Raw genomic sequence first — 14,288 nt, forward strand, 5'->3', positions numbered from 1 at the left:
TGATGCTGTCAATCCGAAGTGGTCGTCGCGTCGAGTCGTGCTGAAGCCGCCCGGGCAGCGGCGAGCCGGTGCCCGGCCGCGGACAGGACCGGCGGCGGTTGGAAGCTGAACGCCACCCGTACAGCGCCCGCGCCCGCAGCCCCGAAGCGCCGTCCGTCGGCCACGGACACCTGCGCCGCCGCCGCCCGCTCCCGCAGGGCTTGGCCGTCGCCAGTGGGCGCGGGCAACCAGACGAAGAACCCGCCGTAGGGGGGTACGACGCCGAGAGCGTCGACGAGCGCGTCCCGCCGGGCGCGCAGTTCCTCGCGCAACCACGCGACGTGGCGGTCGTAGTCCCCACCGGACAGCAGCCCGGCCACCGCCAGCGCGGCCAGGTGGTTGAAACCGCCCCCGCTGTCCGCCCAACCGGTGGCGGCGCACCGGTCGACCAGCCGCGGATCGGCCTCCAACCAGCCCAGACGCAGGCCGGGCGCGAGCGTCTTGGCGAACGTGCCGAGCCGTACGACGCCCCGCCTGCCGGCGAGAGCGTGCAGCGACGGCGGTTCGGGCGGGCCGTCGTAGCGCAGGCCGGCGTACGCGTCGTCCTCGACGATCGGCACCCCGACGTCCGCCGCCTCCGTCACCAGCGCGCGACGGCGCTCGTCCGGAACGGTCACGCCGGTCGGGTTCCGGTGCGTCGGGATCAGGTAGGCGAAACCCACTCGCCGCCCGGTCCTGCGGACGCGGCGGACGGCGGCCGTCAGCGCCCCGGGCACCGGGCCGTCCATGTCGGATTCGATCACCTCGATCCGCAGCCTGCGGTCCGTGAGAATGCGGAGGCCGTAGTCGTAGCTGAGCGGTTCGGCCAGCACCACGTCATCCGGGCGGCCGAGCAGCCCGGCCACCAGGTGCAGTCCCTGTGAGGTTCCGGCGGTGACCAGCACGTGCTCCGGCCCGGTTCCGGCCCGGGCGGCGATCGCCTCGCGCAGAGGTGCGGGACCGCGGTTCTCGCCGTACGTCAGGGCCGCCGGACCGAACTCGTCCAGCGCCTGCGCGTACGCCTGCGCCAACAGCCGCACCGGCAGCAGTGCCGGATCCAGGTAGCCCGGCCCGAGATCGGTCGTGCCGGTCGGCGGGACGGACTGTACGACGCCCGCCCGCCAGTACCTCCCGCCGGTCACGGGCTGAGCAGCACGGCCCGCAGCGCGCGGACGGCGGCCTCCAGGGCTCCGGGCACCCGGGCGAGCGCGATCCGCAGCGAGTGGTCGCCACGTGCCGGGTCGGCCCAGTGGAACTGGCTGCACGGCAGAACGTAGATGCCGCTCTGCCGGAGCCTGGTCCAGACGTCCAGGCAGCGGCGCTCGCCGAGGTCGACCCGCTCGACGCTGACCCGGGCGTCGCCGTCAGGGAACGCCAGGTCCGGCACGTCGGCCAGCGTCGCGCGGACCAGTGCCCGGTTGTCCGCGATGAAGCGGTGCAGGTCGGCCAGGCCACCCGCGGCGGCGTCCTCGGCGAACCGGGTGACCAGCACCAGGACGAAGGGTGACACGCCGAGCAGGATGTCAGAGTGAATCTTGGCGAGTGGCAGCCCGACGTGGTCGCTGGAGGCCAGCAGCCCGACCTTGAGGTCCAGGGTGGCCCAGAGCTTGCCGGTGTCCTCGATGACCACCCAGCGACAGCCACTGTCCCGCAGGACGGTGTAGTGGTCGTAGTGGCTCCGGGTGTCGAAGCCACGAAACGACGTGTCCAATGCGAGCACCACGTCCCGGGCGGCGCACTCGGCGGCGATCGCCGCCAGCCGCTGCTCGGCCAGTACCCGGCCCGTCGGGTTGTTCGGGGTGGTGATGAAGAGACAACGGACCCCCTCGGGTACCGCCGCACTCACCGATCCCTCGTGCAGCACGTCCTCCTCGACCGGCAGCAGCCGGAGGCCATTGCCGCGCAGCAGGTCGGGGATATTGTCGAAGGTCGGGTGCACCAGCGCGACGGGGCCGCCGCCGGCCGGCACCAGCGACCGGGCCAGGATCTCCATGGCGACCGACGACGAGTAGCAGGTCAGCACCCCACCCGGTCGGGTGGGGTAGCTGTGCTGGTGCAACAGGTGCAGGTACGCGCGGTGCGCCTCGCGTTCGAGGTCGTCAACCGGCTGTGCGGCGGCCTTGGCGAACAGGTCGGGAAGCTCGTCAACGATGCTGCGCTGCGACTTGGTGAGTTCCTGTCGTGCGTGACCGTCGGCCATGTTGAGTTGGCTGCTGAGCGCGAGTGACTCGATCTCCGTCAGGTTGACCCCACGCAGCAGGGGCGTGCTGGGACTCATGTGGGCACTCCAGGTGTCGGTGGTGGCTTGGGGTTCAGAGCGACAGCCGCGCGGCCGTGCTCGTCAGCCACTGGTTGAGTTGCAGGACCAGCTCCAGATCGGTCAGATCCCGCCACGCGCGAGCAGGTTCGAACGGTGCGCGCAGCGCCCGTTGGACAGCCGGCAGGTCCACGAGCCGGCGCACCGGCGCGTGCGGATCGGACAGCACGTCGGCGGCCTCGCGGCGCAGTGCCTGGACGTAGGCTGGACTCCGTCCGGTCGGGAACTGGCTGGGGGCGCGATTCAGCACGGACGCTGGCAGCAAATCAGCCGCCGCGGCGCGCAACAGCCCCTTGGGGCCGCCCGAGGTCTTCATCGACCAGGGGACGTTGTACAGGTACTGCACGAGCCGGTGGTCGCAGTACGGCCACCGCAGCTCGACGCCCTCGGCCGCGCTCACGCCGTCGTCCAACGCGCAGCCGAACTCCTGCCACCCCTGCAGGTGCAGGAAGTAGATCTCCCGCATCCGTGCCTCGGTGGGGTCCTCGCCGTCGAGGCGTGGCACCCGGGCAAGGTCGGTGTGGTACGCGTCGGCGAGGTAGCCGGGCACGTCGAGCTTGGCCAGCAGGTCCGGGGCGAACAGCCCGGTGCCGAGACCCGCCGGGGGCAGCCGGTCGCGGGTGGCGGCGATCCACGGATAGGTGTTTGCGCCTATCACCGCCGGGTCGTCCATGCCCATGAACGAGGCGAACACGGTGTCCGCCTGCTCGCCGGCGAGGACCACGTTGCTGTGCGCACCGATGTGACGGCACAGCAGCCGCAGTGAGGCCGGGAACTGCGGCGCCGCCACCGGCATGTCCTGCTGCGCTGCCACCGCCGAGCCGCGGGCCACGGGGTCGAGCAGCTCGGCCGGATCCAGCTCGAGATAGGTGTGCTCAGCACCGATGTGCGCGGCCACTGCGGCCGCGAAGGGCGCGTCCTCGGCGCTGCGCATCGGCCCGGGAGTGCTCGGTGCCGCACCGCCCGGGTAGCCGATGGTGTAGGTGCGTAGCGGTCCCGCACCGCGCCGGGCCAGCTCCCGGGCGGCGAGTGCCGCGACCGTCGACGAGTCGACGCCGCCGGAGAGCAGAACGCCTGGCGGCGTGTCCGCGCCGAGCTGCCGGGCGACCGACGCGTCGAGCAGCTCCCGTACCCGGGCGATGGTCGTTTCCCGGTCGTCGGGGTGCGGCGCGGCGGTCAGCTCCCAGTAGCGGTGCTCCGTGACGCCGTCACGGGTCACCTCCACGGCGCCGCCCGGCAGCACCCGCCGCATGTGGCGGAAGACCGCGCGGCCGGGTGTGCTGGTGAAGGCGAGCAGCTCGCGTAGGCCCTCGGCATCCACCTCGCGGGTGGCCAGCGGATGGGCGAGCAACGCCTTCGGCTCGGAGCCGAACGTCAGGCCGCCGCCCACCCGCTGGTAGAACAGCGGCTTCACGCCCAGCCGGTCGCGTACCAGCAGCAGACGCTCCCGGTCGGCATCCCAGACGACGATCGCGAACATGCCGTCCAGCCGCTCGGCGAAGGCCGAGCCCCAGCGCAGGTACGCGTGCGCGGCCGTTTCCGCGTCGCCGCCGGTGAACTCGTGGCCGGCCGCAGCCAGCTCCGCGCGCAGGTCGCGCCAGTTGTAGACCTGGCCGTCGAGCAGCAGGGTCACCTGCTCGCCGCCGGGCCCCCGCGCGGTCACCGGCTGCTTCGCCCGGCCGCGCTCGACGACCGCCCGGGCCCGATGGCCGGCGACGAGGTGTGGTGCGACGAAGACGCCTTCGTCGTCCGGCCCTCGCGGGGCCAGCGTGCCCAGCTGGGCGAGCACCACCCCTCGGTACGTGCTCAGGTCACGCTCGAAATCGAGCCAGCCCGCGATACCGCCCATCAGCCGTCCTCCTCGCGACGATCGCCGTTCTCGCGAAGAGTCACAGGAGCGCATCGCCCACCGGTCGAGGACGATTCGAGCCCTACTCCCGGTGCACCGCGAGCAGCACCGGGACCCGCGCCGCCCGGCGACCGGGCAGCACCGAAGCCAGGAGGGTCACGGCGACGGCGCCGAGGACGATCACCGGCAGCGCGTAGCCGGGCAACCGGGCCGCGATCAGATCGCTGTCGGTGACGGCCTGCGCCAGGCGCACCACGCCCAGCGCGGTCGTCACGCCGAGGCCCGTGCCCAGCACGACGACCGTCGCCGCCTCCCACCGGACCAGTGCCTGGATCTGCCGCTCCGCGGCGCCGACCGCGCCGAGGACGCCGAACTCGCGGGTGCGCTCGGCGACCGACAGTGACAGCGTCGTCGCGACACCGAACAGCGCCGTCACGATGGCGACGCCCAGGAAGACGTAGAGCAGCATGGGATCGAAGACCAGCCCGCCGCCCGGCCCGGTCAGGTAGGCGCGGGGCGGGTCGATCCGCGCGGTGGGGACGTCGGCCACCGCTTCCCGAAGCCCGTCGGCGACCGGGCTGGGCCCGGCGATCAGAACCGCGGAGACGAACGCCACCGGATCGATCGCCCGGATCGTGGCCGGGCTGACGAGCGCGTCCCCGAGCATCACCTGCGCTTCGGGTGAGTACGTCGCGACAACCTCCAGGCTCTGTACGCCCGCCGCGTCCCGCACGGTCAACCGGGTACCCACCGGCCAGTCGTACGCCTCGGCGAGTTCCGCGGCGACGGCGATCTGCCCGTCGGTGAGTCGGGACACCGGCGGGCCCGCGGCCCCGAGGTCGACGAGCGTGGCCACCGCAGCCACCCGCGCGCCGGTGACGGCGAGCGGCGGCACGACGGTCGGCCGGCCACGGACCCGCGGCGGCGGGATCGGATCGGTGACCGTGGTACGTGCCCGCACCAGGTCGGCGGACTCCCGCACTCCGGCCACCGCGGCAACGTCGGCCGCGACCGAGGCGGGCAGCCCACTCCCTCCGTCGGTGCTCACCACCAGGTCGGCCCGGACGGCGACCGTTCCCCGGTCCGCCCGGCCTTCGGTGATCGAGGTGACCAACGACCAGGTCACCGTCGCCAGGGCCACGGTCAGCATCAACAGGGATGCGGCTGCGGCCACCCGGCGCGGGCTGCGCACGATGAAGGCACGCGCCATCCGGCCGACGTCCGGGCGCAGCGTGACGGCGAGTGCGCCGACCAGCCGGCCGAGCGGCGGCACCACGTACGGCCCGAGCACGGCCAGCGCGGAGAGCAGCAGCAGGCCTGCCAGGATGGCGGCCGCGCCGGCTGACGTCACGCCCTCGGGCGTCGGATCCTCCCGCCGAGCGAGGAAGCTGAGGGCCACGAACATGCCGGCCAGGGCGAGCACCGGCAGGGCAGCGACCAGGCGCCGCCGGGACCGGCCCGACGGATCGGCCGACGACGCGGCGAGCGACTCGACCGGCGGCGCCAGCGACGCCCGCCATGCCGGCCGGGCGGACGCCGACCAGGCAATCAGCAGACCTGCGGCAAGCGGCGGCAGCAGATAGGCGAGGCCGAGCTGTGGACCGACGCCACCGGTGTCCAGGCCGGTGCCGGCCAGCGACGCGGCCAGCAGGCGCGCGACGCCGAGACCGAGGAGGAGGCCGAGCAGACCCGCGGCGAGGCCGACGACGACCGCCTCGGCGCGCAGCAGCAGCCGCACCTGGCGCGGCGTCATGCCGACGGTCAGCAGCAACGCCAGCTCCCGCGAGCGCTGGCGGGCGAGCGTGCCGAACGTGCCCGCCAGCACGAACACCCCGACGAACGCACCGACCAGGGCCAGCATGCCGAGGTTGGTCGTGATCTGGGTGGCCAGCTCAGCGAGCGTACGCCGTTGGGACGCCTGTACCTCCGCGCCGGTACCCACCCACACCTGCGCATCGGGGTTGGTGCCGGCGACCACGTCCCGGACGCGTGTCGCCAGCGCCGCCCGGTCGATCCCGGGTGCGGCGGCAACCCAGAGCGCCTGCCAGTCGTCGCCGAGCCCGGCGGTCCGCCGTACCCGGGCGGGCTCGGTGAGCACGGTGAGGCCGCTCACCGACCCGTCACCGTCGCCGACCGTCACCACGCCGACGACCGTCACCCGGATCGCCTCGTCCGGCAGGAGCAGGACGGTGACATCACCCGGCCGAAGGTCGCCGCCGCGCGCGGTCTGCCGGTCGATGACGACCTCGTCGGCCGCCTCCGGCGCCCGGCCCGCCACGAGCGCGTACGGCGACAGCTGCGGGGCGGCGATCCACGGCCGCAGGTGGCTGCCGCCGCCGATCGGTGGGGCGACGACCCGCCCTTCGGCACCGACGATGTCGGCCGGCACCGCGGCGTCACCGGCCGCCGCGACGACGCCCGGCAACGCGGCGACCTGTTCGACCGTCGCCGCGGACACCCGAGCCCCGGAACCGCTCTCCGGACCCCGCACGGGCGCGTCACCGGGCCGCGCGACCAGCGAGACGGTGGCGTACTCGCTGCCGCCGACGTCGTCCGTCGCGGCTGCGAACTGGAGGATGAACTGCAACGACCCCGCGAGCAGACCGGTGGCGAGCGCACCTGCCGCGATGGTGCCGACGAGCCGGGGCCACCGCTCGGCCACCGTGCGGCGGGTGATCAGCCAGAGGATCCGCACGCCGGCCATCAGCTCGGCTCCGAGATCCGGCGCAGCCGCGCCAGAACCTCGTCGACGGTCGGCTCGGCGAGTGTGTCGACGATCCGGCCGTCGGCGAGGAACAGCACCTCGTCGGCGTAGGCCGCGGCGGTCGGATCATGTGTGACCATCACGATGCTCGCGTTCTCCGTCTCGACCGCCTCGCGCAGGAACCGCAGCACCTCCGTGCCGGAACGGGAGTCGAGGTTGCCGGTCGGCTCGTCGGCGAAGACCACGTCCGGCCGGGTGAGCAACGCTCGGGCGATCGCCACCCGCTGCTGCTGACCGCCGGAGAGTTGGGCCGGCCGATGGTCCAGCCGGTCGGCGAGGCCGAGCCGGGCCACCAACTGGGCCATCCAGGCGCGGTCGACCCGGCGGCGGGCGAGATGAGCGATCATGGTGATGTTCTCCTCCGCCGTGAGCACCGGCAGCAGGTTGAACGCCTGGAACACGAAGCCCATCCGCTCCCGGCGGAGCTTGGCCAGCGCGGTCCGGTTCAACCGGGCGAGCTGCTGACCGGCGACCACCACCGCACCGGACGTCGGCTGGTCGAGGCCGGCCAGGCAGTGCAGGAACGTCGACTTGCCCGAGCCGGACGGGCCCATCACCGCCGTGAAACGGCCCCGGGCGAAGGACGCCGACACACCGTCCAACGCGCGGACCGCCCCGGCGCCGCTGCCGTACACCCGCGTCAGGTCCTGTGTAGTGACGGCCGCACTGCTCGCCGTTGTCTCGTCCGCCCGCATTCCGTCGCGCTCCTCCTCGGTCGACGCCCTGCCTGGATGCTCCAGCCGTGCACGAAAACGACCGGATCATCCGTTCCTACGCTGTACGGCATGGATGATCCCGTCACCCGTACGGAACCGTACGGATACTCACTGCCGTTGTCGCCTACCGGCGCGGCGGCCATGGTCACTCCGCCGCCCTGGCACTTCTCCGGTGAGGTGGTGATGGTGGAGTACCGGGCCGACCCGGACGCAGTCGCCCGTCACCTGCCACCGGGGCTTGAACCCGGTCCCGACGCCGGGGCAGCCGCCGCCGTGTGGGCGCAGTGGCAGTGGTGCTCCGACTCGGGCGACGAGTTGGAAGCACCGGAACGGTGCCAGTTCGCCGAGTTCCTCATCCTGCTGGCCTGCCAGCACCGGGGCGTGCCGGTGGTGCGCTGTCCCTATGCATGGGTGGACAGCGCCGTGTCCCTGGTGCGGGGTTGGATCCAGGGCATGCCGAAGCAGTTCGGCGAGATCAACCAGACACGGGCGGTGCCGGCGGGCCGGGCCGGGCCGCCGATGAGCGGCGCCGGCACGTTCAACGGGGTGGCGTCGGTGTTCGGTCAGCGGATCGCGCGCGGCGCAGTGCACACCCGGACGGAGCACGGTGACCCTCCGCCGCTCTTCGCGCTGCCGCTGGTGCACAGCCGCCTCTTCCCGGGCTGGGTGCCGGGCGAAGAGCCGGTCACCGGCTTGGTCGCCTCTCAGGTGACCGACGTGACGTTCACCGGGCTGCGCTCCGGCCCAGCCGACCTGTGGCTGACCGATGACCCGGCGTTCGCCGACCTCGGGTCCTTGGCGCCGCGTGAGGTGGGCACCGGCACCGTCTTCAGCTACGGGGAGACCCTCGTCGGCGGCCGCTGCCTGGCCTGACCACGCCCGGTCGGCCGGGGCCGCCCTGGTTGCCGAGGGCCGCCCCGGCACCGGGGGTCGCGGCGCGGGCACGACCGGGCGCCGCATCAGAAGAACACCACCGAACGGTCGTCGACCCGGTGTCGGAACACCCACCACAGGTACACCTGCCCGATCATGACAACCGGCAGCACGACGGCCGTGATACCGCCGAGTGCGGAGAGCGACGCCATGTCGGCCGCTGCCGTCCGGACGCTGTCCGCCCCGGTAGTCGTCACCACCAGCAACGGGCCCACGACAGCACCGGCGGTCATGGCCAACGCCGGGCCGGATCGTCCCTTGTCCAGCAGCGCCCGTGCGGCCAGCGGTGCGGCGGACGCGACGAGCCCGGCCAGTGCCGCCGGCACCAGCGCACCCGTCCGCTGCGGCAGCACACCGGCGACCACCGTGACCACGGTCGCGACCGTGAGCAGGCCCGCACCGGCCGGCAGCACCCGCCGCGCGGTGAGCGCCACCGCGGCGGCCAGCACCTGAGGCAGCCGGGTGGTCAGGAACACGGCGCCGTGTCCCGCGAAGACAGCCACCATGGTCACGGCCCAGAGCAGCGAGAACCAGCCGTACACCGGGAAGTCGGCACCGCCTCCGCCGAACCGGACCAGTAGGTTGGCGATCAGCATCCCCCAGCCGGCCGCGAAGACCGTGCTGGACACGGCGAGAACCACGTCCCACCAGCGGCGCCAGCGAACGCCCGGTAACCTGCTGCGCGACCACACGGCCACGTCGCGAACCATCCAGACGACCAGCAGCGGCCAGACCAGAGCCCTCAGTTCACCGAGCATCTCCTTCTCGAGCAGGGGAAAGGCGCCGAACAACACCCCGCCGGTGGCGACAAGCCAGACCTCGTTCGCGAGGAGGAACGGTCCGAAGGCGGTGATCATCGCCCGGCGTTCCCACTCGGTGCGGCCGAGCGGGCGCACCAGCATGCCGCTGCCGATGTCGAAGCCGTCGAGCACCAGGTAGCCGCCGAACAGCAGGCCCAGCACCAGGGCGAAGAACAGATCCACGGCCCTCACCTGCCCACGAGTAGGGAGTCGTCGTCAGAGGTCGACGGGCCGAGCGCCGCGCCCAGCGGCATGCCCAGGGCATCGTCCTCGATGCCACGGCGGGCGAACCGCCAGAGCAATGTGACGTTGAGCAGCACCAGCCCGCCCAGCAGCACGGAGAAGCCCGCGAACGACGCCGCGGCGGCGCCGGTGGAGAGCGGGCTGGCGGCGTCCGTTGTCGACAGCAGGCCGTAGACCGCCCACGGTTGGCGCCCGACCTCGCGCACCAGCCATCCGCAGACCACCAGCACGAACGGCACCGGGATGAGCCCGACCAGCAAGTACAGCGGCACACGCAACCGCACCAGCCAGTCGCGGGTCAGCAGCACCAGCAGCGTGATCGACACCAGGGCCAGGCCGAACGTCGTCTGCATCATGATCTGGTAGGGCACCGACACCCAGTCGGGTGGTATCCAGTCGCCTGGGCCGAACTGCGCCGCGAGCTCCCGCTGCACCCGCAGGCTGCGCTCCGGGTCGGCGTATATCGCCGCGAGCTTGGCGGGCTGGCTCTGCTCGATGACGACCTCCTGCAGGAACCCGAAGTGAATGGCCGGGTAGACACCGAGCGGCAGGGCGACGACGGCGAACCGCAGGGACCGGCGGAACTCGGCGACATCGGGCGTGCGGCGCAGGAACTGCCATGCGCTTACGCCGGCCACGAACAGCGCGCCGGTGACCACCGCCGCGGATACGACGTGCAACAGCGCGTCGACCAGGTTGGGATTGCGCAGCAGCGCACTGAAGTCGGTCAGGAAGGCCACCCCGTCGCGCATCTCGTACCCGACCGGGTGTTGCAGGAACGCATTGGCCGCGAGGATCCAGTAGGCCGAGACGTACGCCGTGGCGGCCACCACCCAGATCAGCCCTAGGTGCAGCACGCGGGGGATCCGACCCCAGCCGAAGATCCACATGCCGAGGAACGTCGCCTCGATGAAGAAGGCCACCAGCGTCTCGATCGCGATCAGTCCGCCGAAGACGTTGCCGGTGGCGTGCGCGAGGCCGGACCAGTTGAGCCCGAACTGAAACTCCATCACCAGGCCACCGATGATGCCGGCACCGTAGTTGATGACGTAGAGCCGGCCCCAGAACTTGGTCATCCGCTCGTAGGCCGGATTCTTCCGGATGGTCCACAGCGTCTGGAACGCCACGACGAAGAGCACCAGCCCCAGCGAGAGTGTCACGAAGAGGTAGTGGACCGAGCCCGTGACGGCGAACTGCAGCCTGCTGATCTCGACGGCGTCCATGGCGACGAGTCTGCCGAAGCATGCTCGAAGGGGCGTCGGGCGACGGACGACGCTTCGGCTACATCGTGGGGCCAGGTTCGCGGGCAATGGCTGGCCTCAGGATGTACACACGAGTCCGCTGCCGGTCGGGCGACGGGCCGCGACCGGGCGACTAATCTGGGTGGGTGTTCGCTGACCGGTTGCCGCCCCACCGGGATTCCCCCGGCCCAGGCGTGACGGGCTCACCGGGTCCGGTGGCCCGCTGGAGCCGGACGGCGCGCCACGGCCTTGCCGGGGAGATCGGGCCGGCGCTCGTCGTGCTTGCGGTGAGCCTGTCGGCCACGGCCATCATCGGCTGGCAGGACGGCTCGCCGCACCCCCCGCTGCCGTTCGGCTATCTGCTGTTGACCATCGATGCCGCCCTGATCGCGCTGCACCGCCGCTGGCCGTTGGTGATGCTCGCCGGCACGCTCGCGCTGTCCCTCACGTACCACGGCCTGAACTTTCCCGGCGGTGCGTTCACCATCCCGCCCGCCGTGGCGATCTACTTCGCCGTCGTGTCGCGGCACCGGCTTGCGGCCGGGCTGACCGCCCTCGCCTTCCTGGCCGGGGTGTTCCTGCTCGGACCGCTGCACGACCGTGAGCCCAACACGCAGGGTGCGGTCTGGCTGGTCGCCTGGCTCTCGCTGATCATGGCGGTGGGGGAGGCGGCCCGCAGCCACCAGGAACGGCTGCGCCAGGTGCAGGAGCGGGCAGCCCTGGCCGAGGCCACCCGCGAGGAAGAAGCCCGGCGCCGCGCGGTGGAGGAACGGATGCGGATCGCCCGCGAGTTGCACGACGTGCTGGCCCACCGCATCTCGACCGTGACGATCCAGGCTGGGGTCGCGGCCCATCTGATCGACCGCGACGTCGACCAGGCGCGTGAGGCGCTGCTGGCCATCCGGGAGACCAGCCGCGGTGTGCTCGTCGAGATGCGGTCGACGCTCGGCATGCTGCGCCGGGTCGACGAGGACGAGCTGCCCACCGACCCGGTGCCCGGCATGGCCGACCTCGACAGTCTCGTCCGGGACGCGGAGGCCAACGGGGTCGACGTCGCGCTCGACGTGGTCGACGTGCCGGCCGTCCTGCCGGCCAGCCTCGACCTCGCGCTCTACCGCATCGTGCAGGAGTCGCTGACCAACGTGATCCGGCACTCCGGTGCCGTCCGTGCCCGGGTCCGGATCGTCCACGAGCGCGGCGAGGTGGAGGTCGAGGTCCGCGACGACGGTCGGGGTGCGCCGCCCGAGCCGTTCTCGCAGGGTAACGGCCTGCTCGGCATGCGGGAGCGGGTGGCCGCGGTGAACGGGACGTTCGAGGCGCGCGGTGCCGACGACGGCGGTTTCGTGGTCAGCGCCCGGATGCCGCTGCGCAGCGACGCCCGATGATCCGGGTGATGCTGGCCGACGACCAGACCCTGGTACGGGCTGGTCTGCGTGCGCTGCTGCAGTCTGAGCCGGACATCGAGTTCGTCGGTGAGGCCGCCGACGGCGAGCAGACCCTACGGGTCGCGGCGCAGGTGCGACCGGACGTGCTGCTGATGGACATCCGCATGCCCCGGATGGACGGCATCGAGGCGACCCGCCGGATCGCCGCTCGGCCCGAGCTGTCCGACATCCGCATCGTCATTCTCACCACATTCGAGCACGACCAGTACATCTTCCGCAGCCTGCGCGCCGGGGCGAGCGGCTTCCTCGTGAAGGACATCGAGCCGGCCGCGCTGCTGCAGGCGGTGCGCGTGGTCGCCGCCGGTGAGGCACTACTCGCGCCGTCGGTGACGCGCCGGCTCATCGCGGAGTACGCGGCGCGCAGCCACGAGCCGCCGGCCTCGCCCGGCCTCGACCAGCTCACCGCGCGGGAACGTGAGGTGCTGATGCTGATCGCCCGTGGCCTGACGAACCAGGAACTCGCCGAGCGGATGAGCTGCAGTGTCGCGACCGCAAAGACACACGTGAGCCGCGTGATGATGAAGCTGGGCGCCCGGGACCGTGTGCAGGTCGTGGTGCTGGCCTATGAATGGGGCCTGGTGCAGCCCGGCTGGCGGGATGCGGGTCCTGTCACCAGGTGATCGGCAGCTCCGGCAGGCCGCGCACCAGGTGCCCGGGGTACACGGCCAGCGCCGTCACGTCGCTCGCCAGGCGCAGCGTCGGCGGCAGCCGGCGCAGCACGCCGGCCAGCGCCTCCTCCAGTTCGATCCGGGCCAGCTTGGCGCCAAGGCAGTAGTGCACGCCGAGACCGAAGGTGATGTGCGGGTTGTCCGGCCGCCGGAAGTCGAGCACGTCCGGCTCCGTGTAGACGCGTGGGTCGCGGTTCGCCGCGCTGATCGCCGGTAGCACGGCCTCACCGGCGCGGATTCTCACCCCGCCCAGCACGACGTCCTCAGTGGCCACGCGGAGCAGGCCGCCGCCGGTGGTGAGCACGTTGTAGCGCAGCAACTCCTCGACGGCCCTCGGTAGGGTCTCCGGCTCGCGACGAAGGGCGGCCAGCTGCTCCGGATGGCGCAGCAGCGTGACGATCGACAGCGCGATCTCCCCGGCGGTGGTCAGGAAACCGCCGGTGAGGATGGTCGCGGCGAGCATCACGACCTCCTCGTCGTCGGTGCCACCGATTTCGTCGTATGCCTCGATCACTTGACTGAGCAGGCCGTTGCCAGGCCGGTCCCGGGCCGACACGACTAGGCCCGCCAGGTACGCCTTCATCTCGCGCCGGGCGGCGGCGATCCGCTGTGGCGGATGCGTGGTGAGGCTCAGCAGCAGGTCGACCCATTCCGTGATCCGCCGGCGGTCGGAACCGGGCACGCCGAGCAACTCGCAGATCACGGCGACCGGCAGCCGGCGGGCGAAGCCGGTGACGAGGTCGGCCGGTGGCCCGGCCGCCAGCAAGTCGTCGAGCAGCGCGTCCACGTCGCGACGCAGCGCCGGCCGGAGGTCCTCGATGCGGCGTGGAGTGAACGCCGGCGCGACCAGGCGGCGTAGTCGGGTGTGCTCAGGGGGGTCCATGTTGAGCATCGATCCCGGGTCCGGCGGGATCGGTTGCAGCCGGGGAGCACCGGGTGCAGCAGCGGCGGCTCGGCTGAACCGGGCGTCGGTCAGCACGATCCGGTTCTCAGCGTGGCCGGTGACCAACCATGCCTCGTCCCCGGTGGGCAACCTGACCCGGGCGACCGGCTTCTCCTCGCGTAGCTGGGCAAACGCGATCGGCGGCTCGCCGGGGAACGGCGACGGCATCGGGAAGGCCGGCAGGTCGGTGGTGTCGGTGGTGTCGGTGGAGCGCATCCGCTCGTCCCCTCCGTCGGTGGCCGCTTGGAGCCTGCCGGACCTCGCTCGGGCGGCGATCGAGGCCCGGTCGAAGGGGAGGGCTGGACCGCCGGACGACCCGCACTCCAGGCCGGCCGCGCAGCCTGCTTGCAG

Annotated in this window: 11 protein-coding genes; 3 read left to right on the plus strand and 8 right to left on the minus strand. The window is 72.4% G+C overall.

Going from position 1 to position 14,288, the window contains the following annotated elements; translation table 11 throughout:
* Positions 1 to 8: 8 nt before the first annotated feature.
* From mppQ to JMF97_RS24270, 5 genes are all read right to left on the minus strand, one after another.
* Positions 9 to 1,160, minus strand: coding sequence for an enduracididine biosynthesis enzyme MppQ (mppQ, locus tag JMF97_RS24250; protein ID WP_203223600.1), 1,152 nt, complete (start codon positions 1,158 to 1,160; stop codon positions 9 to 11).
* Positions 1,157 to 2,296: an enduracididine biosynthesis enzyme MppP gene (gene mppP / locus JMF97_RS24255; protein ID WP_203223601.1), complete on the minus strand. Its 1,140-nt coding sequence runs from the start codon at positions 2,294 to 2,296 to the stop codon at positions 1,157 to 1,159. The genes mppQ and mppP overlap by 4 nt, the downstream gene beginning before the upstream one ends.
* A gap of 34 nt (positions 2,297 to 2,330) precedes the next feature.
* A complete protein-coding gene (gene asnB, locus JMF97_RS24260; protein WP_203223602.1) occupies positions 2,331 to 4,184 on the minus strand; it encodes an asparagine synthase (glutamine-hydrolyzing) in 1,854 nt (617 codons plus the stop codon).
* Positions 4,185 to 4,266: 82 nt separating this feature from the next.
* Positions 4,267 to 6,888, minus strand: coding sequence for an ABC transporter permease (locus JMF97_RS24265; protein WP_203223603.1), 2,622 nt, complete (start codon positions 6,886 to 6,888; stop codon positions 4,267 to 4,269).
* A complete protein-coding gene (locus JMF97_RS24270; protein ID WP_203223604.1) occupies positions 6,888 to 7,643 on the minus strand; it encodes an ABC transporter ATP-binding protein in 756 nt (251 codons plus the stop codon). The genes JMF97_RS24265 and JMF97_RS24270 overlap by 1 nt, the downstream gene beginning before the upstream one ends.
* 90 nt (positions 7,644 to 7,733) lie before the next feature.
* Here JMF97_RS24270 and mppR point away from each other — a divergent pair, with 90 nt between their 5' ends.
* On the plus strand, positions 7,734 to 8,537 hold the full coding sequence (gene mppR, locus JMF97_RS24275; protein WP_203223605.1) for an enduracididine biosynthesis enzyme MppR: 804 nt from the start codon (positions 7,734 to 7,736) through the stop codon (positions 8,535 to 8,537).
* A gap of 86 nt (positions 8,538 to 8,623) precedes the next feature.
* On the opposite strand, the gene JMF97_RS24280 is transcribed toward mppR, so the two are convergent.
* Entirely contained in the window at positions 8,624 to 9,580 is a 957-nt protein-coding gene (locus JMF97_RS24280; RefSeq protein ID WP_203223606.1) for a cytochrome d ubiquinol oxidase subunit II, read from the minus strand.
* A gap of 5 nt (positions 9,581 to 9,585) precedes the next feature.
* Entirely contained in the window at positions 9,586 to 10,863 is a 1,278-nt protein-coding gene (locus tag JMF97_RS24285) for a cytochrome ubiquinol oxidase subunit I (protein ID WP_203223607.1), read from the minus strand.
* Between the two features lie 164 nt (positions 10,864 to 11,027).
* On the opposite strand from JMF97_RS24285, the gene JMF97_RS24290 reads away from it, so the two are divergent.
* Both JMF97_RS24290 and JMF97_RS24295 read left to right on the plus strand, forming a co-directional pair.
* Positions 11,028 to 12,266: a sensor histidine kinase gene (locus JMF97_RS24290; RefSeq protein ID WP_233579660.1), complete on the plus strand. Its 1,239-nt coding sequence runs from the start codon at positions 11,028 to 11,030 to the stop codon at positions 12,264 to 12,266.
* Positions 12,263 to 12,946, plus strand: coding sequence for a response regulator (locus JMF97_RS24295; RefSeq protein ID WP_013733381.1), 684 nt, complete (start codon positions 12,263 to 12,265; stop codon positions 12,944 to 12,946). The genes JMF97_RS24290 and JMF97_RS24295 overlap by 4 nt, the downstream gene beginning before the upstream one ends.
* Here JMF97_RS24295 and JMF97_RS24300 read toward each other — a convergent pair.
* A complete protein-coding gene (locus JMF97_RS24300; RefSeq protein ID WP_203223608.1) occupies positions 12,936 to 14,153 on the minus strand; it encodes a cytochrome P450 in 1,218 nt (405 codons plus the stop codon). The genes JMF97_RS24295 and JMF97_RS24300 overlap by 11 nt on opposite strands.
* Positions 14,154 to 14,288 lie beyond the last annotated feature (135 nt).

Origin of the sequence: Micromonospora fiedleri (genome assembly GCF_016774385.1) — a bacterium.
GTDB classification, from domain to species: domain Bacteria; phylum Actinomycetota; class Actinomycetes; order Mycobacteriales; family Micromonosporaceae; genus Micromonospora; species Micromonospora gifhornensis.

Bases quoted from the DNA above. Each gene is read 5' to 3' on its own strand.
- mppP (WP_203223601.1), bottom strand. From the start codon at position 2,296: ATGAGTCCCAGCACGCCCCTGCTGCGTGGGGTCAACCTGACGGAGATC.
- asnB (WP_203223602.1), bottom strand. From the start codon at position 4,184: ATGGGCGGTATCGCGGGCTGGCTCGATTTCGAGCGTGACCTGAGCACG.
- JMF97_RS24265 (WP_203223603.1), bottom strand. From the start codon at position 6,888: ATGGCCGGCGTGCGGATCCTCTGGCTGATCACCCGCCGCACGGTGGCC.
- JMF97_RS24270 (WP_203223604.1), bottom strand. From the start codon at position 7,643: ATGCGGGCGGACGAGACAACGGCGAGCAGTGCGGCCGTCACTACACAG.
- mppR (WP_203223605.1), top strand. From the start codon at position 7,734: ATGGATGATCCCGTCACCCGTACGGAACCGTACGGATACTCACTGCCG.
- JMF97_RS24285 (WP_203223607.1), bottom strand. From the start codon at position 10,863: ATGGACGCCGTCGAGATCAGCAGGCTGCAGTTCGCCGTCACGGGCTCG.
- JMF97_RS24295 (WP_013733381.1), top strand. From the start codon at position 12,263: ATGATCCGGGTGATGCTGGCCGACGACCAGACCCTGGTACGGGCTGGT.
- JMF97_RS24300 (WP_203223608.1), bottom strand. From the start codon at position 14,153: ATGCGCTCCACCGACACCACCGACACCACCGACCTGCCGGCCTTCCCG.